This is a genomic window from Saccharopolyspora antiqui (assembly GCF_052246905.1).
Classification (GTDB): domain Bacteria; phylum Actinomycetota; class Actinomycetes; order Mycobacteriales; family Pseudonocardiaceae; genus Saccharopolyspora.
Map to the genome: position 1 here is coordinate 120,521 of NZ_JBQQBO010000018.1, position 23,893 is coordinate 144,413.

The following is a 23,893-nucleotide window of genomic DNA, read 5'->3' on the forward strand; positions in this document are numbered from 1 at the left end:
GCTCACGAGCCGCAGCACGGCTGGCGGGTCAGCGGACTTCGCGCAGGGTGTCGCGGGTGAGGTCGGCCCGGGTCGGGTAGCCGTCCACCGCCATGATCAGGTCGGCTTCGGCGAGGATCGTGCGGAGCACGTGGACGATTCCGTCGGCGCCGCCCAGCGCGAGACCGTAGGCGTACGGGCGGCCGACCCCAACCGCGGCCGCGCCCAGGGCGAGGGCCTTGATGACTTCGGCACCGGACCGGACGCCGGAGTCGAACAGCACCGGCGTGTCGCCAGCGGCGTCGACGATGTCGGCGAGGCAGTCGAGGGCGGGCAGGCCGCCGTTGGCCTGGCGGCCGCCGTGGTTGGAGCAGTAGATGCCGTCGACGCCGCCGTCGATCGCGCGGCGGGCGTCGTCGGGGTGCTGAATGCCCTTGACGATGAGCGGGAGCGTGGTCAGCGATCGCAGCCAGGGGAGGTCATCCCAGGTCAGCGGGTTGCCGAAGACCTGCGCCCACAAGCTGACGGCCGCCTGGGGATCGTCCTCGGGCGATGAGGCGAGCCGGGACCGGAAGATCGGATCGGAGAAGTAGTTCGCCAGGCACAGCCCGCGAAGCTGCGGGAAGTTGGCGGTGGACAGGTCGCGCGGGCGCCAGCCGGTGAGCCAGGTGTCCAGGGTGACGACGATGCCCGCGAACCCGGCCGCCTCGGCACGCCCGACCAGGGACGCGGCGAGATCGCGATCGGTCGGGGTGTAGAGCTGGAAGAGCCCGGGGGTGTCGCCGAGTTCGGGGGCGACTTCCTCCAGCGGGTCGGCCATCAGCGTCGACGCGACCATCGGCACGCCAGTGCGGGCGCTGGCGCGGGCAGTGGCCAGGTCGCCGTGCCCGCCCTGCTCGCAGATGCCGATCACACCCACCGGCGCCATGAACAGGGGAGCGGGCCACCGCATGCCGAACAGTTCGACCGACAGGTCGCGTTCCGTCGCGCCGACGAACATCCGAGGTACGAGTCCCCATCGGGCGAAGGCGTCGGTGTTGGCGCGCTGGGTCGCCTCGTCGCCCGCGCCACCAGCCACATAGGACAGCACCGTCGGCGGCATCGCCTGTGCCGCACGGCTTTCCAGTTCCGCGAACGACATCGGCATGGTGGGCATCCGGCCGGTCAGCCCGGCGAGGTAGATCTCGTTCTGGAAGTCGCCGAAGGTCGGCGAGTGCGGCCTGTTCACGAGGAGCAGGTTACGCCGCCCGGCACCTGTCCCCGAAGGAAAAACCGGCGGCCAGGCCGAGCTGTTCGCACTGACCTTGCTGCGCGAAGGTGCTGTTCGGTTCGAACCGTCGACCGGGGTGGATCAGTTCCGGCAGCTTTCGTCCGTGCACATGCCTCGCCACAGGAGGTCGGTGAGGCTCGCGGTCTGGCTCCGCCAGTCGCCGCTCGGGTCGAGGTACAGCAGGCCGCCCAGGCCGCGCAAGACCGTCTCCGGATCCAGACCGGCGCGTACCGTTCCGGCCTCGACGTTGGCCTTCAACAGCGTGGCGACCGCGCCGATCATGGCCTCGTAGGCGCTCGCGGGCAGCTCGCCGTGCGATGACGTCGCGGCGCGAAGGGCGTTGGCCAAGCCTCGCTTGGTCATCATGTAGCGCGCCAGGTGATCGGAGGTCCAGGTCCGGAACGCCTGTTCCGGGGTGTTGGTCTCAAGCAGGCGCGGCACGATGTCGACGAGGTGCCGCACCTCGCGCTGGTAGACCGCCAGGATGAGCGCCTCCGGGGTGGGGAAGTGCCGGTACACCGTGCCGACCCCCACACCGGCCTGCTTCGCGATGGCGTTGAACGAGACCTCTCCCGACTTGGCCAGCGAGTCCGCCGCCGCGACGAGGATGCGCTCGTGGTTCCGCCGGGTGTCCGCGCGTCGGGGGCTGACCGATCCCGTCGTCATCGTCCCTCCCGGTTGTCCGTCACGTCCCCGTGGAATGTAATGCAAAAGTCGTCGGACCTGGAACAACCCCAGGGTGCGGAGCTTCTTTGCGAAGCGGATAAGAATCCGCTAGCCTCGGTGGCGAGATGAAGCGGATGGATATCCGGTTCTGCTCGACGACGAACTCGACGTAGCCACCACCACCAATACCCATGCCGCGAGGCTGCCCCAGCCGGGCGATCTGCGGGAAAGAGATCCAGTGGACATCTCACTCGAAATCAATGGTAGGACAGAACAACTGAGCGTCGATCCCGGTGTCACGCTGCTGGACGCGTTGCGGGAGCACCTCGCCATCACCGGCCCGAAGAAGGGCTGCGACCGAGGCCAGTGCGGCGCCTGCACCGTGCATGTCGACGGCCGGCCCGTGCTCTCCTGCCTCACCCTGGCCGCCACCGTGAAACAGCAGGTGACAACGGTGGAAGCACTGGCCACGGACGACCAGTTGCATCCGGTCCAGCAGGCGTTCGTCGACCAGGACGCCCTGCAGTGCGGTTTCTGCACGTCCGGTCAGATCATGTCGGCGGTTGCCGCGGTCGAGCAGGGCGTCGAGGACGTCCGGGAGTTCATGTCCGGCAACATCTGCCGCTGCGCGGCCTACCCGAACATCGTCGCGGCAGTCGAACAAGCGAGGCGGGCTGATGCGTCCCTTTGAACTCACGGCACCGACCACCGTCGAAGCCGCTGTTGCCGCACCCGGCACGTTCCTGGCTGGCGGGACCACGCTCGTCGACCTGATGAAGCTCAACGTTCTGACGCCGCAGCACGTGCTGGACATCAACGAGTTGCCGTTGCGCGGCATCGACACCGGTGACGGGCTGCGGATCGGCGCGTTGGAGCGGATGGGCGATATCGCCAAGCACCCCGGGGTGTACCCGGTGATCTCCCGCGCCTTGCTGCTGAGCGCTTCCCAGCAGCTGCGCAACATGGCCAGCATCGGCGGGAACCTGTTGCAGCGCACCCGCTGCACGTACTTCCGCGACGTCGCCACGCCGTGCAACAAACGGGAACCCGGCAGCGGCTGCCCCGCGATCTCGGGGGCCAACCGGATGCACGCCGTGCTGGGCACCAGCGACTCGTGCGTGGCGACCCACGCCAGCGACGTGGCAGTCGCCCTCATCGCACTCGACGCGGAGATCCGGCTGGTCAGCGAGGCGGGAAGCCGTACCGTCAAGCTGGCCGACTTCTACCGCCTGCCGGGTGGGACTCCCGAGGTGGAGAACGACCTGCGGCCCGGTGAACTGATCACCGAGGTCCTGGTGCCGCGGCTGGACTGGGCGTCGCACTCCACGTACGTCAAGGTGCGCGACCGGCAGTCCTACGAGTTCGCGCTGTGCTCCGCCGCGGTCGCACTGCACGTCGAGGACTCGCGCATCGTCGACGCCCGAGTGGCGGTCGGCGGCGTGGCGACCGTGCCGTGGCGGCTGACCGCGGTCGAGGCGGCCCTGCGCGGTGCACCGTTGACCCAGGCCGCCTTCGAGGACGCCGCGTCGGTGGCGGCCGAAGGCGCCAAGCCGTTGTCCTCGAACGGTTTCAAGGTGTCCTTGCTGAAGCGGACCGTTGTCCGCGCACTGCTCGAACTGACCGAGGGGAGTCGTTGATGACCAGCAGGCTGGACGGCCCGCTGAAGGTCAGCGGGCGGGCCAAGTACGGGGCGGACAACAACTTCCCCGGCATGGCCTACGGATACGTCGTGCTCAGCACGATCGCCCACGGCGAGATCGCGGCGATGGACATCACGGCGGCGAAGAGCGCTCCCGGCGTGCTCGCCGTGTACACGCCGTTCGACCCGCTGGAGCTGCGCACGCCGAGTTTGCCGGCCTTCGGCGAGACGTGGGTTCCCCTGCAGGACAAGGAAGTCGCGTACTACGGCCAGCCGATCGGCTTCGTGGTGGCGGAGACCTTCGAGCAGGCCAGGGACGCGGCGATGCTCATCGAGGTCTCGTACCACGAGCGACCGGCGCTGACCTCGCTGGAGGACGGTCTTGCCTCGGCCGAGGACGCGCCAGCGGGGGTCCGGGTGGAGGCCCCGTCCCTGGAAGTCCTCGCACCCGACGTCGAATCCTTCGAGGACGCGTTGGCAGCAAGTCCGGTGGTCGTCGACGCGACGTACGCCACCGCGACGCAGAACCACGCCGCGATGGAACCGCATTCCGCGGTCGCGGTGTGGGACGCCGACGGTCTGACCGTCTACAGCGGAAACCAGGGGGCGCACCTCCAGGCTCTGGAGCTGGCCCTCGCGCTGGACGTGGATCCGTCGTCGGTCCGCGCGGTGAACCCCTTCGTGGGCGGGGCTTTCGGCGGCAAAGGCCGCACGTCCGCGCCCGCATTCCTGGCAGCTGCCGCGGCCAAGGGCCTCGACCGGCCGATCAAGGCCGCGCTCAGCAGGGAACAGGTCTTCACCGCGACCGCGACCAGGCCCGCGACAGTGCAGCGGATCTGTCTCGGCGCGGACACCAACGGTACGCTGATCGCGCTGCGCCACGACTCGTGGTCCACCACGCCGATGGACCGGTCGTTCGTCGAACCGACCTCGCACGGCACGTCGCGGGAGTGGTACGCCACCCAGAACCTGGCCATCAGCCAGAAGATGGTGCCGCTGAACATCCCGCCGACCACGTTCATGCGAGCGCCGGGTGAGGCGCCCGGGTCCTTCGCGTTGGAGAGCGCGATCGACGAACTGGCGGTCGCGTTGCACATGGATCCGATCGAGCTGCGCATGCGCAACAACTCGACCGCGCCGCCTGGCAACGATCTGCAGTGGTCGAGCAAGCACCTCGACGAGTGCTTCCGCATCGGCGCGGACCGCTTCGGCTGGGCGAACCGCTCGCCGCACGGCCACTCCGATGGTGACTGGCTGGTCGGTCTCGGCACGGCCACCGCGATGTTCCCGGCCCTGCGGTTCCCGGCGACCGTCGGGATCACCCTGCGGGCCGACGAAACGGCGGTGGTCGAGACCAGCGGGGCGGACCCGGGAACCGGTCTGCTGACCGTGCTTTCCCTGGTGGGTGCCGAATCGCTGGACATCGCGCCGGAGCGGATCACGCCGCGGCTGGGCGACTCGGCGCTCCCACCCGGTGGCCTGTCCGGCGGCTCGACCGCTACGGCGAGCGTGGGTTCGGCCATCATGATCGCCGCGGGTGAGGTGATCGACCAGCTGCTGGCCTTGGCGTCGTCCCCCGGAGCGCCGTTCGACGGTCTGGAGGTCTCCTACGAGGACGGTCGGGTGCTGTCCGACGGGCGGTCGATGACGTTCGGCGAGGTGCTGCGGGCGGTGAACCGCCAGTTGGTCTCCGCGACGGGTTCGTCGGCCCCCGGCGAGGAGCTGACCAAGCACTCGTTCAGCTCGTTCGGTGCGCAGTTCTGCGAGGTCCGGGTGCACCGGTTGACGCGCGAGGCCCGGGTGTCCCGGATGCTCGGCGTGTTCGACTCGGGCCGGATCATCAACGCGCAGGCGGCTCGCAGCCAGATCATCGGCGGCATGATCTGGGGCGTGTCGGCGGCGCTGCACGAGGGTCTGGAGATCGAGGCGAACGGCCGACTGGCCAACGGTGACTTCGCGGGCTACCTGCTGCCGGTGAACGCGGACATCTCCGATGTCGGCGTCCACTTCGTCGAGTACCCGGACACGCTGCACAACTCCGTCGGCGCGAAGGGCCTGGGCGAGATCGGCATGGTCGGCATGGCGGCAGCCGTCGCCAACGCCGTCTACAACGCCACCGGCATCCGCGTCCGCCACATCCCGATCGTGCTCGAAGACCTCCTGGAGCAGTGATCGACGCCTAGCGAGTACTACCGCGACAGCCCAGGTCGGACGCCGGGTTGTTCGGTAGTACTCGCGGGCGCCGGAGTGCGAATGCGGTCCGACAGCTAGATCACCTTGCGGCACGGGTGTTTTGTCCGATACGGCGGATCGGCTTTCGACCGCGACGTGTCACAGCTGAGGTCGGTGCGACTCCTGCGCCGATTGATGCCGGTCACCGACGACTACCGCGGCACCCGGCTGACGGTCGTCGAAGGCGGTCGGCGTGCCCTGACCCCGCTGACCGTCGTGGTCGTGGCCGTCTTCGCCACCGATGTGGTGTTCGCCGTCGATTCCGTGCCCGCGGTCTACGGGATCACCGAGGATCCATACCTGGTGTTCGCCACCAACGCCTTCGCCCTGCTGGGCCTGCGCGCCCTGTACTTCGTGCTGCGCGCGGCGCTGACCCGGCTCGTCCACCTCAACCACGGCCTCGCCGTCATCCTCGCGTTCATCGGCGTGAAGCTGGTGCTGCACTGGGCCCACGGAATCTGGCCCGAGGTACCGGAAATCCCCACTCCGATCTCGTTGGCGGTCATCGTGCTGGTCCTGGCGACCATCACGCTGACCAGTCTGCGCGCTCGCCGCGGCGCAGCAGAACCCACTCCTGGGAGCTGACCATGCCCACCGACGTCCTCATCGAAATCGGCGCGACGGCGCTCGTCCTGCTCGCGCTCCTGATCACCTGCGCCGTGCTCCTCGACGCCCACCTGCCGAAGAAACCCCGGCCCTGAACAACGGCAGGACCCGCATACCTGAGGAACTCGCGTCGTGCGAAGACGTCGAGGATGCCTAGCCCGGAGCAGCCCTGCGGGTGGCTCGGTGCGCACCGCGGAACATCTTGCCTGGCAAGGGATTTCCGCCTCGTCCGGGGATACCGCCGATGGGCGCGGCGAGTTGGCTCCGGTGGACGGGTGGCTACCGAGTCATCCTGCTGCGATTCGTCCTGGCCAGCAGCCACAGCAGGACGGCAGCGCCGAACGCGCCGGTGACGACGCCGACCGGCAGTTCGGCGTCGCCGAGCAGCTGACGCGCCGTCAGATCGGCGGCCGTCACGATCAGCGAGCCGGTCAGCGCGGACACGATCGGTGGCGGCGCGGCCTGGTGGCACAGCCGCTGCGCGATCTGCGGCGCGGCGAGCGCGGCGAACAGCACCGGCCCGGCGGCGGCGGTGGCGAACGCGGCGAGACCGACCGCGGTGACCAGCAGGGCCAGCTGGGCGAGTTGGACCCGGATGCCGAGTCCCGTCGCGGTTTCGTCGCCCAGTTGCAGGACGCGCATCCAGCGGCTGAGCAGCAGCACGGTCGGCACCAGCACCGACATCGCGACGAGCAGCGGGAGTCCCTGGCTGAAGTCCCGGCCGTTGAGGTTGCCGACGAGCCAGCCCAGCGCTCGGTGGGCTTGGTAGGCGTACGCCTTGGTGAGCAGGTAGTCCGTGATGGCGATGCAGGTCCAGGAGATTCCGATGCCCATCAGCACGATTCGGTATCCGGTGGTGCCCCGCTTCCAGGACAGCAGGTAGATCAGCAGCGCGGCGGCGAGTCCGCCGCTGAGGCCCAGGACCTGGGTGCCGATTTGGGATTCGACGCCGAGCACGATGCCGGTCACCACGGCGGTTCCCGCGCCGTGCGTGATGCCGATCATGTCCGGACCGGCCAGCGGGTTGCGCGTGATCGTTTGCAGGATCGCCCCGGACATGCCGAGCGCCGCGCCGACCAGGAGCGCCACCACGGCGCGCGGCATGCGGAGTTCGCGCACCACGAGTGCGCTCGCCGCGTCCTGGCCGAACAGGCCGCGCAGCACGTCGGTCGGGCTCAGCGGGCTGTCCCCGACACCGAGGCTGATGCAGAACACGAGGAACGTGGCCGCCGCCAACGCGATTCCCACCAGCCAGGTGCGCAGCCGGAGGATTCCGGACACCGGTGGGGTTGTCGAGCGGAAGGTGATCCGGTCGGCGGTGCGTTTGATCTGGACGAGGGCCACGGATCACAGCTCCGCGAGTCGGCGGCGGCGGACGAGTGCGACGAACAGCGGCGCGCCGAGGAACACCACGATGATGCCGATCTGGATCTCGCCGGGCCGGGCGACCAACCGGCCGAGGATGTCGGCGGCCAGCAGCAGGCAGGGCGCCACGAGCATCGAACCCGGCAGCAGCCACCGGTGGTCCGGGCCGATCAGCATGCGGGTCGCGTGCGGGATCATCAGGCCGACGAACACGATCGGACCGGCCAGCGCCACCGCCGCCCCGGTGAGCAGCATGATCGCGAGCACGCCCTGGAGGCGCACCAGCCGCAGGCGGTGGCCGAGCGACGCGGCGACGTCGTCGCCGAGTGCGAGGCCGTTCAACGCCGGGCCGATGCCGAGTGCGAGCAGTGCGCCGATGGCCAGGAACGGCAACACCTGGACGATGGTCCCGAGGTCTTGTCCGGCCAGCGATCCGGCCGACCAGAACCGGTAGCGGTTCAGCGCTTGGGGATCGGTGAGCACCAGCGCACTGGTGAACGAGCTGAGCAGGAACGTCACCGCGACACCCGCGATCGCGAGTTTGACCGGCGTGGCGCCTGCTCCGCCCATCGCGCCGAGCAGGTAGACGCCGATGCTGGCGAGCAGCGCGCCGACGAAGGCGAACCAGATGTAGCCGTGCACGGCGGTCAGGCCGAGCGCGGCGACCGACACGACGATCCCGAAGGACGCGCCAGCGCTGATGCCGAGCAGCCCGGGGTCGGCGAGCGGGTTGCGGGTCAGCGCCTGCGCCACCGCACCGGCGAGTCCGAGCGCCATGCCGACCAGTACGCCGAGCACGGTGCGCGGAATCCGCAGATCGCGCACGATGGCGTCGAGTTCGGTCCCGGTGGGTGAGAACAGCGCCTTGACGACTTCGTCGAGCGGGATGGTTCGGGCGCCGATCGCGATGGACAGCAGGCACAGCAGGACGAGCGCGCATGCGGCGGCGAGCAGTACGCCCACTCGTCGGTGCGGACGCGCCTGCGCCGGGGCGCGTGCTTCGGTTGTGCCCATCACATGGTCACCGTAACCTCTCGGATCGCTTGACGGTTAGGTGATCCTTTCCTTACTGTTGGCCGCGATTAGGTTGGCCTAACCTAACCTTGTTGCTGGCGCTTGCGCCACCTGGGAGGAGCAAATGTCCACACCGATCGCGCGGCGTCGAGCGAAGTCCTTGGCATTCCTGGGCTTCCTGATGGCGATCGTGCTCGCCGCCTGCGGTTCCCCCGCTACCGGGGACCAGGGCACTTCCGGCGTGCGGATGGAGCACAAGTACGGATCCACCGAGCTGCCCACCGATCCGAAGCGGGTCGTCGCGCTGGGGCTCAACGACCAGGAGTCCGTCCTCGCGCTGGGGATCAAGCCAGTCGGGGTGGTGGATTGGTTCGGTGAACGCCCTTACGGCAATTGGCCGTGGACGCAGCCGTTGTGGGGTGCCACGAAGCCCGAGATCGTGGGTGAGCGCGACGAGTACCAGATCGAGAAGATCGCCACGCTCAAACCCGATCTGATCATCGCGCAGTACAGCGGCATGACCGAGGAGCAGTACCAGCAGCTCTCGAAGATCGCGCCGACGGTGGCCCAGCCGCCCGGCTACCAGGACTACGCCGCGCCGTGGCGGTTGATGACCGAGCGCATCGGTCAGGCGCTCGGTCGCGCGGACCAGGCCAAGCAGCTGATCGCCGATGTCGACGCGCGCTTCGACGCGGTGCGCCAGAAGCACCCGGAGTACGCGCAGCAGACGATCGTGGTCGCGGACAGCTTCACGCCCGGCAACTACGCGCTTTTCGCCAGCCACGACGCCAAGACCGAGTTCATGACCGACCTCGGGTTCAAGGCCTCGGACCGCATCACCCAGCTGGCCGCGAACAACAACGCCGCCGAAGTGAGTTCCGAGCGGCTCGACCTGCTCGACGAGGCGGACCGGATGGTGTGGACGGTCGCGGATCCGTCGGTGCGGCAACGGGTCGAGGCCGACACGGTCTACCAGCGGTCGAAGGTCGGGCGGGAGGGCCGATCCGTGTTCCTCACCTACTACGACCCGCCGATCGGCGCCGCGGTGTCGTTCAACACGGTGCTCAGCATTCCCTACGCCATCGATCAACTGGTGCCGTTGCTGGAGCAGAACGACGTGAATCCCCGATAAGCGGGCGCGCGGATCGGCAGCACGTGCTCGTGAGCGGAAATCCCGGTTCTCGCCGGAACAACCACGCACGAGCCCCAGCCGCCAGGCACACCGATCCGCGCAACCGCCAAGTCGAGTCCCGACAGCGTTCGCCCAACACTTCGGATGCCGCGCCGGGTCCCCCGGCAGCGATAACCGCCTCGTGCGCACCGCCGCCGCGCATCGCAGCGGCGGTGCTCGCGAGCCGACATCCCGCGGCCGACGCAACTGAACCACCCGACGCGCGCAGCCGAATTCGCGAGGGAGTCCACATGACGCTTGATGGCGAGGGGCATGCGATGCCCTTTTCCGCGGCGCGACAAGACGTTCGAGTCGACGAGGTCTCCTGGCCGAGAGCGTTCGAGCGGCAGGCCGCGCGCACTCCGGACGCGATCGCGGTGGAGTGCGAAGACCGGCAGCTGACGTATCGCGAGCTCGATACCGCCGCGAATCGCCTCGCCCGGTTGCTGGCCGAGCGGGGGATCGGTGCCGAAGACGTGGTCGCGGTGGCGATGCCGCGCGCACCGGAACTCGTGGTGGCCCTCCTCGGTGTGCTCAAGGCCGGGGCGGCGTACCTGCCGCTGGACCTCGCGCATCCCGCGCAGCGGTTGGCTTACCTGCTGCGCGACTCCGCGGCGCGTGCGGTCCTGACGCGGACCGAACTCGCCGAAGAACTGCCGGATTCGGCGCCGCCACCAATCCTGCTCGACACCGTCGACCTCGGCGCCTACGACGGCACGAACCCGGGACTCGGACCGGTCGGGTTGGACCAGGCCGCCTACGTGATCTACACGTCCGGGTCGACCGGTCGGCCCAAGGGCGTGGTGGTCTCGCACGACGGGATCGGCAGCCTGATCGCCACCGCGATCGAACGGTTCGCCGTGGACTCCGACAGCCGGGTGCTGCAGTTCGCCTCGATCGGCTTCGACGTGGCGGTCTGGGAACTGTGCATGTCGCTGTGCGTGGGCGGCCGCGTCGTCATCGTGCCGGAGGCGCGCCGGGTCGCGGGCCAGGAACTCACCGACTACATCGGCGAACACGGCGTCACGCACATCTTCCTGCCGCCGTCGCTGGTCGCGGCGCTGCCGGAGGAGTGCGCGCTGCCGCCGGGCGCGGTGCTCGGGGTCGGTACCGAGACCGTGCCCAACGAGCTGCTCAAGCGGTGGTCGGGGACGCTGCGCGTGTTCGTCTGCTACGGCTTGACCGAGGCGACGGTGAACTCGACCCTGTGGGAGGCCGAACCCGACTGGCGGGGGCCCGCGCCGATCGGCATACCCGACGTCAACACCCGGTGCTACGTCCTCGATTCGGCGCTGCGGCCGGTGCCGGTCGGCGCCGAAGGTGAGCTCTACGTGGCCGGTCGCGGGCTCGCTCGCGGATACGTCGGCCGCAGCGGGCTGACCGCGCAGCGGTTCGTCGCCGACCCGTTCGGCGCGCCGGGGGACCGGATGTACCGCACGGGCGACCGGGCGCGGTGGCGTGCCGACGGCTCGCTGGACTTCCTCGGCCGCGCCGATGACCAGATCAAGGTGCGGGGCCACCGGATCGAACCGGGCGAGATCATCGAGGTGCTCACCGCCCACGAGTCGGTGGCCGCCGCGGCCGTCGTGCCGCACGAGGTCCGCGCCGGTGACCGACGGCTGGTCGCCTACGTCGTGCCCGCCGAGCGGAGCGCGCGCCGGGACGCCGACGCCGAGCGCCAGCAGGTCGACCAGTGGAAGGACCTGCACGAGCTGCTGTATTCGGCGGCGGGCTCGGAGCCGTTCGAAGAAGGCTTCGCGGGCTGGAACAGCACCTACGACGGCGAGCCGATCCCGCTGGCGGAGATGCGGGCGTGGCGACAGGCCACAGTGGACCGGATTCGGGCGTTGCGGCCGCGGCGAGCTCTGGAGATCGGCGTGGGCAGCGGTTTGATCCTGTCGCAGCTGGCCCACGAGTGCGAGTCCTGCTGGGGCACCGATCTGTCCGACGAGGCGATCGCGTCGTTGCGGCGCCAGGTCGACGAGTTCGACGAGTTGTCGGGCAAGGTAGAGCTGCGCGCTCAGCCCGCGCACGAGTTCGGCGGTCTGCCGCGCGGCTTCTTCGACACCGTGATCATCAACTCGGTCGCGCAGTACTTCCCGAGCGTGGACTACCTGGTGGAGGTCCTGCGGCAGGCCGTGGACCTGCTCGCACCGGGCGGTTCGGTGTTCCTCGGCGACATCCGCAACCTGCGGCTGCTGCGCTGCCTGCGCGCGGGCGTCACGCCCGGGGATCGCGCCGCAGTGGACGCGGCGGTGGCGTGGGAGGGCGAGCTGCTGCTCGACCCCGACTTCTTCCCCGCGCTGACCCGGGAGATCGAGGACATCGGCGACGTCGAGGTGCGCATCAAGCGGGCACGCGAGCACAACGAGCTCAGCCGCTATCGCTACGACGTGGTGCTGCGCAAGGGGAAACCCGCGCCCGAGGCGGTCGCACCAGCCGAACTCAGCTGGGTCAACGGGATCGACGCGCTGTCGGCGTGGCTGCGCAGCGAGAATCCCGACAGCGTGCGGGTGACCGGTGTGCCCAACGCCCGGTTGGCCGAAGACCTCGCCGCGCTCCGCGCGATTGATGGCGAACAGCCCGCGCCCGCCACCGCGATCGATCCCGAACAGCTGCACGAACTCGGCGAACGGCTCGGGTACCAGGTCGTGACCACGTGGTCCGGCGCGGCCGAGGACGGCAGCGTCGACGCGGTGTTCAGCCGGACCGAGCTGCGCGGCGGCAGCTACCTGCCCGGCTCGCGGCGGCCGCCCGCCAGCTATGCGAACACGCCCGCCGTGTTCCGGGACACCACGACGCTGGTCAAGACCTTGCGCTCGCACGCGGAGCAGTCGCTGCCCAGTTACATGGTGCCTGCGGCTTTCGTTGCGCTGGAACGGCTTCCGGTGCTGCCCAACGGCAAGCTCGACCGGGCCGCGCTGCCCGCGCCGTCGTTCGGTGCGGGCTCCAGCGGGCGTGCTGCGCGTGATCCGCGCGAGGAACTGCTGTGCCAGTTGTTCGCCGAGGTGCTCGGCCTGCCGTCGGTCGGGATCGACGACGACTTCTTCGCCCTCGGTGGCGACAGCATCCTGGCGCTGCGCCTGACGACCCTGGCGGCCCGGCATGATCTGGTGCTCAAGGTTCGGCACGTGTTCCAGCACCGCACCATCGAGGCGTTGGCCGGTCTGGCGGTGGCGCGTTCGGCGAGCCCGACGGCACCGCAGCCGCTGCTGTCGGTCGAGCCCGGCGAGTTCGACGGGGCCGAGGACGTTCTGCCGGTGACTCCGCTGCAACAGGGGTTCTTCTTCCACTCGATCGCCAGCGGCGGCGGGCGGGATGTGTACGTCGTGCAGGAAGCCTTCGACATCACCGGCGAGGTGGACGGCGCCGCGCTGCGCCGTGCCGCACAGGACCTGCTCGACCGGCACGCCTCGCTGCGTTCCGGCTTCCGGCAGCGCCCGGACGGCCGTATCGTCCAGGTCGTCGCGACTTCGGCGGCGCTGCCCTGGAAAGAGGTCGACCTGCGGGAGGGCGAGTTCGCGGCCCTCGCCGAGCAGGACCGGGCGCGGCGCTTCGACCTGGCGCGGCCACCGCTGTTGCGCGCCACGCTCGCCCGGCTGGGCAGCGGACGCAGCCGTTTGCTGTTCACCTTCCACCACCTGGTCGCCGACGGGTGGTCGGTGACGATCATGCTGCGCGAACTGCTCGCCCGATACGCACCGGGCGGGAACCCGCAGCCGCTCCCGGCGCTCAGCAGCCGTCGCGACCACCTGGCCTGGTTGGCCTCCCGTGACGACTCGGCGGCGCGCACGGCGTGGACGGCCGCCTTGAGCGGGATCGACGAACCGACCCGCCTGATCGATACCGACCGCGCCGAGCTGCGCCCCGAGAAACTGCAATTCCGCCTGCGCGCCCAGGCCACCGCACGGCTGGCCGAGCGCGCCAGGCGAGGCGGCGTGACGTTGGGAACGGTCCTGCACGGCGCGTGGGGACTGCTGCTGGGGCGGCTCACCGGCCGGGCAGACCTGGTGTTCGGGAGCACGGTTTCCGGCCGGGACTCGCAGGTGCCCGGCATCGAGTCCGCCGTGGGCCTGTTCATCAACACCGTGCCGCTGCGGCTCCGCTGGTCACCAACGATGTCCATTGTGGACACCTTGGCCCGGTTGCAGGACGAGCAGGCGGAATTGCTCGACCACCAGCACCTGGGGCTGGCCGAACTGCAGCGCCTCGTCGGGGTGGACGGCGACCTGTTCGACACCCTGGTCGTCATCGAGAACTACCCGCGCGACGGAGCTGTGGCGGACCCGGCCGAGACGATCCGGATCAGCGGTGTCGAGGTGATCGACGCCGTGCACTACCCGGTCGCGCTCATCGTGACCCCGGGCGAAACCCTCGATTTCGCGCTGAAGTACGACGCGGCACGGCTGGACGCCGCCGAAGCCGGTCGGTTGGGCGAACGTTTCGTCCGCCTGCTGGAGGCGATGAGCGCCGATCTCGACCAATCGATCGCCGATGTCGACCTGCTCACCGAGCACGAACATCGGGATTTGGCCGAGCTCAACGCGACCGGCCGGGAGGTGCCAGCGGGCACGCTCCTGGACGCCTTCGACGCGCAGGTGGCGGCCGCACCGGACGCCACAGCGGTGATCTGCGGGACCGACCGGCTGACCTACGCGGAGCTCGACCGCCGGGCCGAGTCGCTCGCTCGACGGCTGCGCGCCGAGGGCGCCGGGCCGGAGCGGATCGTCGGCGTCGCGGTGCCCCGCTCGATCGAATTGATGGTCGCGCTGGTCGGTGTCCTCAAGTCGGGCGCCGCGTACCTGCCGCTGGATCTGGACTACCCGGCCGAACGGCTGCGGTTCATGCTCACCGACTCCGGGGCGCGCACAGTGGTGACGGCGGACGACTTCGCGCCGCTGCCGGGTGTTTCGACGGTGCGAGTCGACCAGCCCGGGGCGGTCGGCGGCAGCGCCGGGCGGCAGCAGCATCCGGACCACCCCGCGTACCTGATCTACACCTCCGGCTCGACCGGGCGCCCGAAGGGCGTGGTGGTCAGCCATCGGGCGATCGTCAACCGGCTCGAATGGATGCAGGGCGAGTTCGGCCTCCAGCCCGACGATCGGGTGCTGCAGAAGACCCCGGCCAGCTTCGACGTATCGGTGTGGGAGTTCTTCTGGGCGCTGCGCGAAGGCGCCGCCGTGGTGCTGGCCCGGCCGGGCGGCCACCGCGATCCCCGCTACCTGGCAGACCTGATCCGCGACGAGCGGATCACCACGATGCACTTCGTACCGTCCATGATGGACGCGTTCCTGGGTGCCGACGAGGTGACCGGGGACCCGACCTGGGCGCGGACGCTGCGCCGGGTTTTCACCAGCGGCGAGGCGCTCAGCGGCGACGTTGCCGCCCGCTGGTCCGGGCTCACCGACGTGCCGCTGCACAACCTGTACGGCCCCACCGAGGCGGCGGTGGACGTCACGTGGTGGCCCTACGCCGGGGCGGCGAGCGTGCCGATCGGTCGGCCGGTGTGGAACACCCGCCTGCACGTGCTCGATTCGTGCCTGCGGCCGGTGCCCAACGGGGTGGTGGGGGAGCTGTACCTCGCGGGCGTGCAGCTGGCTCGCGGTTACCACGCGCGGCCGGGTTTGACCGCCGAGCGCTTCGTCGCCAACCCCTTCGACGGCGGGCGCATGTACCGGACCGGCGACCTGGTTCGGCGACGGCCGGACGGGGCGCTGGAGTTCCTGGGCCGCTCCGATCAGCAGGTGAAGATCCGCGGCAACCGCGTGGAACTCGGGGAGATCGAGGCGGCGCTGCGTGCTCGGCCGGGGGTGGCGGCAGCCGCCGTCGTGGTCCGCGACGACGCACTGGTCGCTTATGCGGTACCGGCAACCGGCGCGGCACTGGACTCCGACGAGCTCCGCGCGGCGCTGGCGGCGCGACTGCCGAACCCGATGGTGCCGGGCGCAGTCCTGGTGCTCGACGAGCTTCCGCTGACGCCGAGCGGCAAGCTCGACCGGGCCGCGCTGCCCGCCCCGCGAGTCACCCGGCAGGTGCTGCGGCGGGAGCCCGCGAACGAGCGCGAACGCGTGCTGTGCGCGGTGTACGCCGAAGTTCTCGGCGTGCCGGAGGTGTCCGTCGACGACGACTTCTTCCGGCTCGGCGGCGACAGCATCTCCTCGATCAGCGTGTCCAGCAAGGCACGGGCGCACGGCATGGACATCGGCCCGCAGGAGGTGTTCGAGCACCGGACACCAGCGGCGTTGGCCAGCGCGGTGACCGGCACCGTCCTCCCGCAGTCGGTTGCGGACGTGACGGTTCGGCTCAGCGCGGCGGACGCCGAGCGGGTGCGGGCGGTCAGCGGACAACCAGTGGAGGACATCTGGCCGCTGTCGCCGTTGCAGGAAGGTCTGTACTTCCACGCCAGCTACGACACGGGTGAACTGGACGTCTACACCGCACAAGCCACCTTCGACTTCGACCGCACGCTCGACCTCGACCGGCTGCGCGCCGCGTGCCGCACGCTGCTGGCCCGGAACCCGAGCCTGCGGGCCGGATTCACCAGTGACGGGCTGCCGGATCCCGTCCAGTTCCTGGTCGCCGAACCAGCACCCCGGATCGTCCAGCACGACCTGACCGGCCTGGACACCGAGGGCCAGCAGGAGCGGGTCGACCGGCTGCTGGCCGACGATCGCACCCAGCGCTTCGATCTGACCAGCCCGCCGCTGTTCCGGCTGCTGCTGATCCGCCTGGCCCCGGGGCACGACCGGTTGGTGCTGTCGAACCACCTGATCGCCTGGGACGGCTGGTCGGCGGAACTGCTGCTGGAGCAGCTGTTCGCGCTGTACGAGCTGGCCGGAAGCGACCGGCTGCTGGCCAAACCCGGCTCCTACCGGGACTACCTCTCCTGGCTGTCCGCGCAGGACTTCGACGCGGCCAAGCGGGCCTGGCGCGAGGCTCTGGCAGGACTGGACGAACCGACCCTGGTCGCCGCCAGCGACCGCAGCACCCGACCGGTGATCCCGACCAACCTGGATCGGGAGTTCTCCGCCGAGCTCAGCGACCAGCTCCGGGACGTGGTGCGACACCACGGGCTGACGCTGAACACGCTGCTCAACACCGCTTGGGCGCTGACGCTGTCCGCCACGGTCGGTCGGGACGACGTGGTGTTCGGCACGGCGGTGGCGGGCCGCCCCGCATCGGTGTCCGAAGTGGACAGCATCATCGGCATGTTCCTGAACACCGTCCCGGCGCGGGTGACGTTCGAGCCGTACGAATCGGTGCTGGAACTGCTGCGGCGGACCCAAGCCGAACGCCTCGCGCTGCTGCCGCACGAGTACCTCGGGCTCGGTGACGTGCAGTCGGAATCCGGCCACCGCCAGCTGTTCGACACGCTGTTCGTGCTGCGACCGGCCGATGGGCAGCGGTGGCTGGCCGACTTGCAGGACCGGCACGGGATCACCCACGCCCACAACGTCGACGCCACGCACTACCCGCTCACCCTGATCGTCACCCCGCGATCGCGACTGCGGGTCACGCTGGCCTACCGCCCGGATCAGTTCGGGCCGGACGCGGCCGAGGCCGTGCTCGACCGGTTCGCCACGCTGTTGCGGCGCCTGGTCGGCGACCCGGCCGCGCGGGTGGGCTCGCTCGACCTGCTGCGCCCCGCCGAGCGCCGCGCGGTGGCAGCGGAACGGGCGAGCACCGAGCACGAAGTCGGCAACGAGACGGTCGCGGACCTGCTCGCCGCGCGTGCCGAGGCAAACCCGGACGAACTCGCGCTGGTCTGCGGGCAGCGGCGGTTGACCTACGCCGAACTGGACGCGCGGATCAACCGGCTGGCGCGGCTGCTGCTCGCCCGCGGCGCCGGGGTGGAACGCGTGGTCGCGCTGGCGATTCCGCGATCGATCGACATGGTGGTGGCCCTGTTCGCGGTGTTGCGCACCGGCGCGGCGTACCTGCCGCTGGACCTGGAGCATCCGCCCGACCGGCTGGCGCACATGCTGGCCGACACCGAACCGATGTGCGTGCTGTCCACCAGCACGGCACGCGGTTCGCTGCCGGCGGGCAGCCGGGCCGTTCTCCTGGACGCCCCGGATGTGCTGGCCGAACTCGCCGCGCTCCCGGCCACGCGGGCGTCGGACGCGGAACTCGGGGCGTTCGCCCGAACCCGGCCGGAGCGGCTGGAACACCCGGCGTACGTGATCTATACCTCCGGCTCGACCGGCAAGCCGAAGGGTGTCGTCACGCCCTATCGCGGACTGACGAACATGCAGCTCAACCACCGCGAGGCGATCTTCGACCCGACGGTGGCCATGGCCGGGCGGCGGCTGCGGATCGCGCACACCGTGTCGTTCTCCTTCGACATGTCCTGGGAAGAGCTGCTGTGGCTGATCGAAGGCCACGAGGTGCACGTCTGCGACGAGGACCTGCGGCGCGACGCCGAGGCGCTGGTGGCGTACTGCGACGAGCACGCCATCGACGTGGTCAACGTGACGCCCACCTACGCCCAGCACCTGATCGAGGAAGGCCTGCTGGACGGGCACGTGCCGCCACTGGTGCTGCTCGGCGGCGAGGCCGTCTCGGACGCGGTGTGGTCCCGGCTGCGCGACACCGAAGGCACCTTCGGCTACAACCTCTACGGCCCCACCGAGTACACGATCAACACCCTCGGCGGCGGCACCCTCGACTCGGACACGCCGACCGTGGGCCGACCCATCTGGAACACCCGCGCCCACGTGCTCGACGGCTACCTGCGTCCGGTCCCGCCCGGCACCCCGGGCGAGCTCTACATCGCCGGTATCGGCCTGGCGCGCGGGTACCACCGGCGCCCCGGGTTGACCGCCGACCGGTTCGTCGCCGACCCGTTCGGAGCGCCGGGGGAGCGGATGTACCGCACCGGCGACCTGGTGCGGATGCGTCCGGACGGCAACCTCGACTTCCTCGGCCGCACCGACGACCAGATCAAGATCCGCGGCTATCGCGTGGAGCTGGGCGAGATCGAGGCAGCGTTGGTCGAGCACGCCGAGGTCGGTCGGGCGGCGGTGATCGTGCACGAGCAGCGGTTGGTGGCCTACGTCGTCCGAGAGGAGTCCAATGAGGACACTTCCGCGCTGCGGGAGCACCTCAAGCAGCGGTTGCCCGACTACATGGTGCCCGCCGCGATCGTCGCGGTGCAGCGGCTGCCATTGACCGTCAACGGCAAGCTCGACGTCTCGGCGCTGCCCAAGCCCGTGATCGAGGCCGCGGCGGTCAGCCGCGCCCCCCGCAGTGAAGTCGAGCGTGTGCTGTGCGAGCTGTTCGCCGAGGTGCTCGGGGCGCGACGGGTCGGCATCGACGACAGCTTCTTCGACCTGGGCGGGCATTCACTGCTGGCGACCAGGTTGATCAGCCGAGCCCGGTCCGCGCTCGGTGCGGAGCTGGCGATCCGGGATCTGTTCGAAGCGCCGACGGTGGCCGAGTTGGCGCTCCGCGCGGACGATTCGCCAGGAGATGTACCGGGGCAACGGCCCCGACTCGTCCGGCAGGAGCGGCCCGCGGAGCTGCCGCTGTCCTTCGCGCAGCAGCGGCTCTGGCTCGTCCAGCAGACCGGCGGATCGGCGGCGTACAACTTCCCGCTGGTGCTGCGGGCGCGCGGCGGACTGGACGTGGACGCGCTGCAAGCCGCGCTGGACGACGTGGTGGACCGGCATCAGGCGCTGCGCACCACGATCCGGGTGCGGGAGGGCAGACCGTTCCAGCACGTGGTCGGCGCCGCATCGGTGCCGGTCGAGGTCCGCGCGGTGACCGAGGCCGAGCTGCCCGACGTGGTGCGCGAGGCGCTGGGCCGCCCGTTCGACCTGGCCACCGAACTGCCATTGCGGGTCACGGTGGCGCAGCTGTCGGAGGCGGAGCACGTGATCGTGCTGCTGCTGCACCACATCACGACCGACGAATGGTCGGACGGACCGTTCCTGCGGGATCTCTCCGCGGCCTACGCCGCCCGGCGATCGGGGCGGCGGCCCGACTGGCCGCCGCTGGCGGCGCAGTACGCGGACTACACGCTCTGGCAGCAGAAGTTGCTAGGTGAACCGTCCGATTCGGACAGTCTGGCGGCCCGGCAGCTGGCGTACTGGCGCGCGGCGCTGGACGCGATTCCCGAGGAGATCGCGCTGCCGACCGACCGACCACGCCCCGGTGCGCCCAGCGGCGTGGGCGGTGTCGTCGAGTTCGATCTCGCCGAGGCCACCAGCGACGGGCTGCGGGCGGTGGGCCGCAGCAGCGGCGCCAGCATGTTCATGGTGCTGCACGCCGCGGTGGCGGCACTGCTGCACCGCATGGGCTCCGGCGACGACATCCCGCTCGGGGCCCCGGTGTCGGGTCGCTCCGACGAGGCGCTCGACGACCTCGTCGGGTTCTTCGTGAACACCCTGGTGCTGCGCACGGGATTCACCGGCGACCCCAGTTTCGCCGAGCTCGTCGCACAGGTGCGGGAAACCGATCTGGCCGCGTTCTCGCACGCCGACATCCCGTTCGAAGCCGTGGTCGAGGAGTGCAACCCCGTTCGATCCGCCGCCCGAAACCCGCTGTTCCAGGTGATGGTGAGCTACCGGAACCGCTCGGAGACCGCGGTCGAACTGGACGGCCTGGACGTGGCGTGGGAGCCGTTCGAGAACCGCGCCGCGAAGTTCGACCTGGTCTTCAGCTTCTCCGAGCACGGCACCGGCCGGATCAGCTGCTTCGTCGAGTACGCGGCGGACCTCTTCGACGAAGCAGGCGTCATCGACCTGGCCGATCGCCTGGCCCGGCTGGCCGAGGCCGTCGCGGCCGAACCGGACCGGCCGGTGCGCTCGGTCGACCTGCTCACCACCGCCGAGCGGGAACAGGTGCTGGCAGGCGACACCCGGCGCGCCGTGCCGGAGGCGACGCTGCCGGAGCTCGTCGAAGCCCGCGCCGCCGAGAACCCGGCCGCTACCGCTGTCGTGGACGGCGCCCGCGAACTGTCCTATGTGGAGCTTGAGGTGCGGGCCAACCGCATCGCGCGGCTGCTGGCCGCACGCGGTGTCGGTGCCGACGACGTCGTCGCGGTGGCGATGCCCCGCTCGGCCGAGCTGGTCGCCGTGCTGCTGGGCATCCTCAAGCTCGGCGCCGCGTACCTGCCGCTGGACGTGGCGCATCCGGCCGATCGGCTGGAGTTCATGCTCGCTGATTCCGGCGCCCGGCTGCTGCTCGCGGCGGAGGGCCACGGCGAGAAGATCCCGCAGGTGATCGGTGTGCAGCGGCTGCTGATCGACGAGGTCGAGTTGGCCGACCTGCCAGCCGAGCAGCTGGACGGGCCGGTCGAGCTGAACGGGCCGATCGCGCTGAACGGGCCGATCGCGCTGAACGGGCCGATCGGGCTGGACCGGGCGGCCTACGTGATCTACACCTCCGGGTCGACCGGTCGGCCCAAGGGCGTGGTGGTCTCGCACGACGGGATCGCCAGCCTGGTGGCCACCGCGGTGGAGCGGTTCGGGGTGGGCGTCGGCTCACGAGTCCTGCAGTTCGCCTCGATCGGCTTCGACGTCGCCGTTTTCGAGCTGTGCATGTCCCTGTGCGTCGGCGCGACCCTGGTGCTGGCCCCGGACGAAGTTCGGGTGCCGGGCGAGGTGCTGACCGACTTCGTGCGGGAACGGCGCATCACCCACCTCGCTCTGCCGCCTTCGCTGGTCTCGGCGCTGCCCGAACACTGCGCGCTGCCCGCGGACGTGACGCTGTTGATGGGGACCGAGGCGGTGTCGCCGGAGCTGATCAACCGATGGGCGGACCGGTGCACCGTGTTCGTCTGCTACGGGCTGACCGAGGCCACGGTGAATTCGACGCTGTGGCGGGCGGAAACGGGCCTGCGCGGGCCCGCGCCGATCGGCACCCCGGATCCGAACACCGCGGTCTACGTGCTCGATGCCGCGCTTCGCCCGGTACCGCCGGGCGTCGCCGGTGAGCTCTACGTCGGCGGTCGCGGTCTGGCGCGTGGCTACCTCGCACGCGCCGGGCTGACCGCGCAGCGTTTCGTGGCCAACCCGTTCGCCTCGGGGGAGCGGATGTACCGAACCGGCGACCTGGCCCGGTGGCGGCGGGACGGCGCGCTGGAATTCCTGGGCAGGGTGGACGACCAGGTGAAGGTCCGCGGTTTCCGCATCGAGCTCGGTGAGGTCGAGGCGGCGTTGAGTCGGCACCCGGCGGTGCGGCAGGCCGCGGTCATCCTCGACCGGGAGACCGGCGACCCGCGACTGGTCGGCTACGCCGTGCCGGTCGAAGGCGGGCTCGAAGTCGCCGAACTGCGCACGTACCTGGCGGCGTCATTGCCGGACTACATGATCCCGGCGACCGTGGTGGAACTCGACGGACCACTCCCGCTGACCCCCAACGGCAAGCTGGACCGCCGCGCGCTGCCGAAGCCGGATTGGTCGGAACTGGCCGGGAACGCCCGGCCGACCACCGCGCGCGAGCAGGCGCTGGCGGAACTGTTCGCGGAAGTCCTCCGCCTGCCGGAGGTCGGCGTCCGGGACAACTTCTTCCAACTCGGCGGGCATTCGATGACCTCGATGCGGCTGCTCGGCAGGATCCGCGCCGTCTTCGGCGTCGACCTGAGCGTCCGCGACGTGTTCAACTCGCCGACGGTCGCCGGACTGGCGGAACAGCTGGTGGCCGCGACGGCTGTTCGACCGCCATTGGAGCCGGTGCCCAGGCCGGACGTGCTGCCGCTCGCGCCGAACCAGCGCAATCTCCGGGCCGGGGACCGCTACGACCACGTGCTCGCGGTCCGCTGGCCGCAGCTGGATCCCGCCGCGCTGCGGGCGGCCGTGGCCGATGTCGTACGCCGCCACGAACCTCTGCGGACCGTGCTGTCCGAAGAGGACGGTTCGGTCGTGCAGCGACTGGTGGAGCCGCCGGAAATGGAGGTCGTCCCGGTCCTGGACGGCACGCTCAACGAGCGGCTGCGGGAGTTGGCGCGGCAGGATCCGGAACTGGGCAGTCGGCCGCCGTTGCGGGCGCAGCTGCTCACCGACGGCACGGGTCGGCACGCATTGCTGCTGAGCATGCACTACCTCGGGGTGGACGAATGGTCGGTCGTGCCGCTGCTCGACGACCTGGCGCACGCCTACACCACCCGACTGGCCGGAGACGAGCCGGAATGGGATGAACTGCCGATCGGCTACCCGGACTACACCGTCTGGGCACATCGCCTGCTCGGCGACCCGGCCGACCCGAACAGCGTCATCGCAGCGCAGACGGACTACTGGCGGCGAACGCTGGCGGGCGCCCCAACCCGTCTGGCGCTGCCGGTCGACCGGCCGTCGATGCCTGGCGGCGCGGGCGAGCTGCTCGAAGTCACCTTGGCACCGGAGTTGCACCGCGCGATCGATGCGCTCGCACGCGACACCGGCACCAGCATGTTCATGGTGCTGCACGCGGCGCTGGCCACGACGCTGACCGCCTCCGGCGCGGGCACCGACCTCCCGATCGGCACGCTCGTCGCGGGCCGCACCGAGGCGGAACTCGGCGGGGTGGTCGGTTGCCTGTTCAACACCGTCTTGCTGCGCACCAGCACGGCTGACGACCCCAGCTTCCGCGCATTGCTTGCTCGGGTGCGCGAAACGGACCTCAGCGCCCTTGATCGGCCGGACGTTCCGTTCGAGCACCTGGTCCAGGAACTGGGGATTCGGCCTATCCCGCAGGTCATGCTGGTGCACCACGAACAGGCGCCGCTTCAGGAGCGGTTGGGCCTGCGGCTGGCGGCGGTCCCGACCGGCGGTGCGCGCACCGAGCTGACGTTCAGCAGCTACGAGCCGTTGGACGACGGACCGGTCGAGTGCTGGTTCGAGTACGCCACCGACGCCTTCGACGAGAGCACCGTCCGCGGGCTGGCCGATCGCCTGCGGACGGTGCTGCACAACGCAGTGCACGACCCCAACGCCAAGTTGTCGACGTTGACCTGAGGAGAGCAGTGACG

General features: G+C 70.4%; 9 protein-coding genes and 1 pseudogene. 6 read left to right on the plus strand and 4 right to left on the minus strand.

Annotated features, from left to right (window positions below; translation table 11 throughout):
* Nucleotides 1-28 precede the first annotated feature (28 nt).
* Both ACTWQN_RS26110 and ACTWQN_RS26115 read right to left on the minus strand, forming a co-directional pair.
* The gene (locus ACTWQN_RS26110; protein ID WP_443206234.1) at nt 29-1,135 is read right to left on the minus strand and encodes an alpha-hydroxy-acid oxidizing protein; all 1,107 of its coding nucleotides are present in this window, start codon (nt 1,133-1,135) and stop codon (nt 29-31) included.
* Between the two features lie 195 nt (nt 1,136-1,330).
* A complete protein-coding gene (locus ACTWQN_RS26115) occupies nt 1,331-1,915 on the minus strand; it encodes a TetR/AcrR family transcriptional regulator (RefSeq protein WP_443206209.1) in 585 nt (194 codons plus the stop codon).
* Nucleotides 1,916-2,153: 238 nt separating this feature from the next.
* Here ACTWQN_RS26115 and ACTWQN_RS26120 point away from each other — a divergent pair, with 238 nt between their 5' ends.
* The 4 genes and pseudogenes from ACTWQN_RS26120 to ACTWQN_RS26135 all read left to right on the plus strand — a co-directional run.
* Entirely contained in the window at nt 2,154-2,606 is a 453-nt protein-coding gene (locus ACTWQN_RS26120) for a (2Fe-2S)-binding protein (protein ID WP_443206210.1), read from the plus strand.
* Nucleotides 2,593-3,552 (plus strand): FAD binding domain-containing protein, encoded by a 960-nt coding sequence (locus tag ACTWQN_RS26125; RefSeq protein ID WP_443206211.1) that lies wholly within the window; start codon nt 2,593-2,595, stop codon nt 3,550-3,552. Before ACTWQN_RS26120 ends, ACTWQN_RS26125 begins: the two co-directional genes overlap by 14 nt.
* Nucleotides 3,552-5,726 (plus strand): xanthine dehydrogenase family protein molybdopterin-binding subunit, encoded by a 2,175-nt coding sequence (locus ACTWQN_RS26130; protein WP_443206212.1) that lies wholly within the window; start codon nt 3,552-3,554, stop codon nt 5,724-5,726. Before ACTWQN_RS26125 ends, ACTWQN_RS26130 begins: the two co-directional genes overlap by 1 nt.
* A gap of 135 nt (nt 5,727-5,861) precedes the next feature.
* A pseudogene (locus tag ACTWQN_RS26135) lies at nt 5,862-6,371 on the plus strand (TerC family protein); the annotation flags it as partial.
* Between the two features lie 300 nt (nt 6,372-6,671).
* Here ACTWQN_RS26135 and ACTWQN_RS26140 read toward each other — a convergent pair.
* Entirely contained in the window at nt 6,672-7,736 is a 1,065-nt protein-coding gene (locus ACTWQN_RS26140; protein ID WP_443206213.1) for a FecCD family ABC transporter permease, read from the minus strand.
* A gap of 3 nt (nt 7,737-7,739) precedes the next feature.
* Nucleotides 7,740-8,771 carry a FecCD family ABC transporter permease gene (locus tag ACTWQN_RS26145; protein ID WP_443206214.1) on the minus strand — a complete coding sequence of 344 codons (1,032 nt, stop codon included), beginning with the start codon at nt 8,769-8,771 and terminating at the stop codon, nt 7,740-7,742.
* Nucleotides 8,772-8,895: 124 nt separating this feature from the next.
* Here ACTWQN_RS26145 and ACTWQN_RS26150 point away from each other — a divergent pair, with 124 nt between their 5' ends.
* Nucleotides 8,896-9,903: an iron-siderophore ABC transporter substrate-binding protein gene (locus ACTWQN_RS26150; RefSeq protein ID WP_443206215.1), complete on the plus strand. Its 1,008-nt coding sequence runs from the start codon at nt 8,896-8,898 to the stop codon at nt 9,901-9,903.
* A 290-nt stretch (nt 9,904-10,193) separates the two neighbouring features.
* A complete protein-coding gene (locus tag ACTWQN_RS26155) occupies nt 10,194-23,879 on the plus strand; it encodes a non-ribosomal peptide synthetase (protein ID WP_443206216.1) in 13,686 nt (4,561 codons plus the stop codon).
* The last annotated feature ends 14 nt before the right edge of the window (nt 23,880-23,893 follow it).

What these genes read in the sequence shown, in the direction of transcription:
- ACTWQN_RS26110 (WP_443206234.1), bottom strand. Translation starts at nt 1,135, where the DNA reads ATGCCCACCATGCCGATGTCGTTCGCGGAACTGGAAAGCCGTGCGGCA.
- ACTWQN_RS26115 (WP_443206209.1), bottom strand. Translation starts at nt 1,915, where the DNA reads ATGACGACGGGATCGGTCAGCCCCCGACGCGCGGACACCCGGCGGAAC.
- ACTWQN_RS26125 (WP_443206211.1), top strand. Translation starts at nt 2,593, where the DNA reads ATGCGTCCCTTTGAACTCACGGCACCGACCACCGTCGAAGCCGCTGTT.
- ACTWQN_RS26130 (WP_443206212.1), top strand. Translation starts at nt 3,552, where the DNA reads ATGACCAGCAGGCTGGACGGCCCGCTGAAGGTCAGCGGGCGGGCCAAG.
- ACTWQN_RS26145 (WP_443206214.1), bottom strand. Translation starts at nt 8,771, where the DNA reads ATGGGCACAACCGAAGCACGCGCCCCGGCGCAGGCGCGTCCGCACCGA.
- ACTWQN_RS26150 (WP_443206215.1), top strand. Translation starts at nt 8,896, where the DNA reads ATGTCCACACCGATCGCGCGGCGTCGAGCGAAGTCCTTGGCATTCCTG.
- ACTWQN_RS26155 (WP_443206216.1), top strand. Translation starts at nt 10,194, where the DNA reads ATGACGCTTGATGGCGAGGGGCATGCGATGCCCTTTTCCGCGGCGCGA.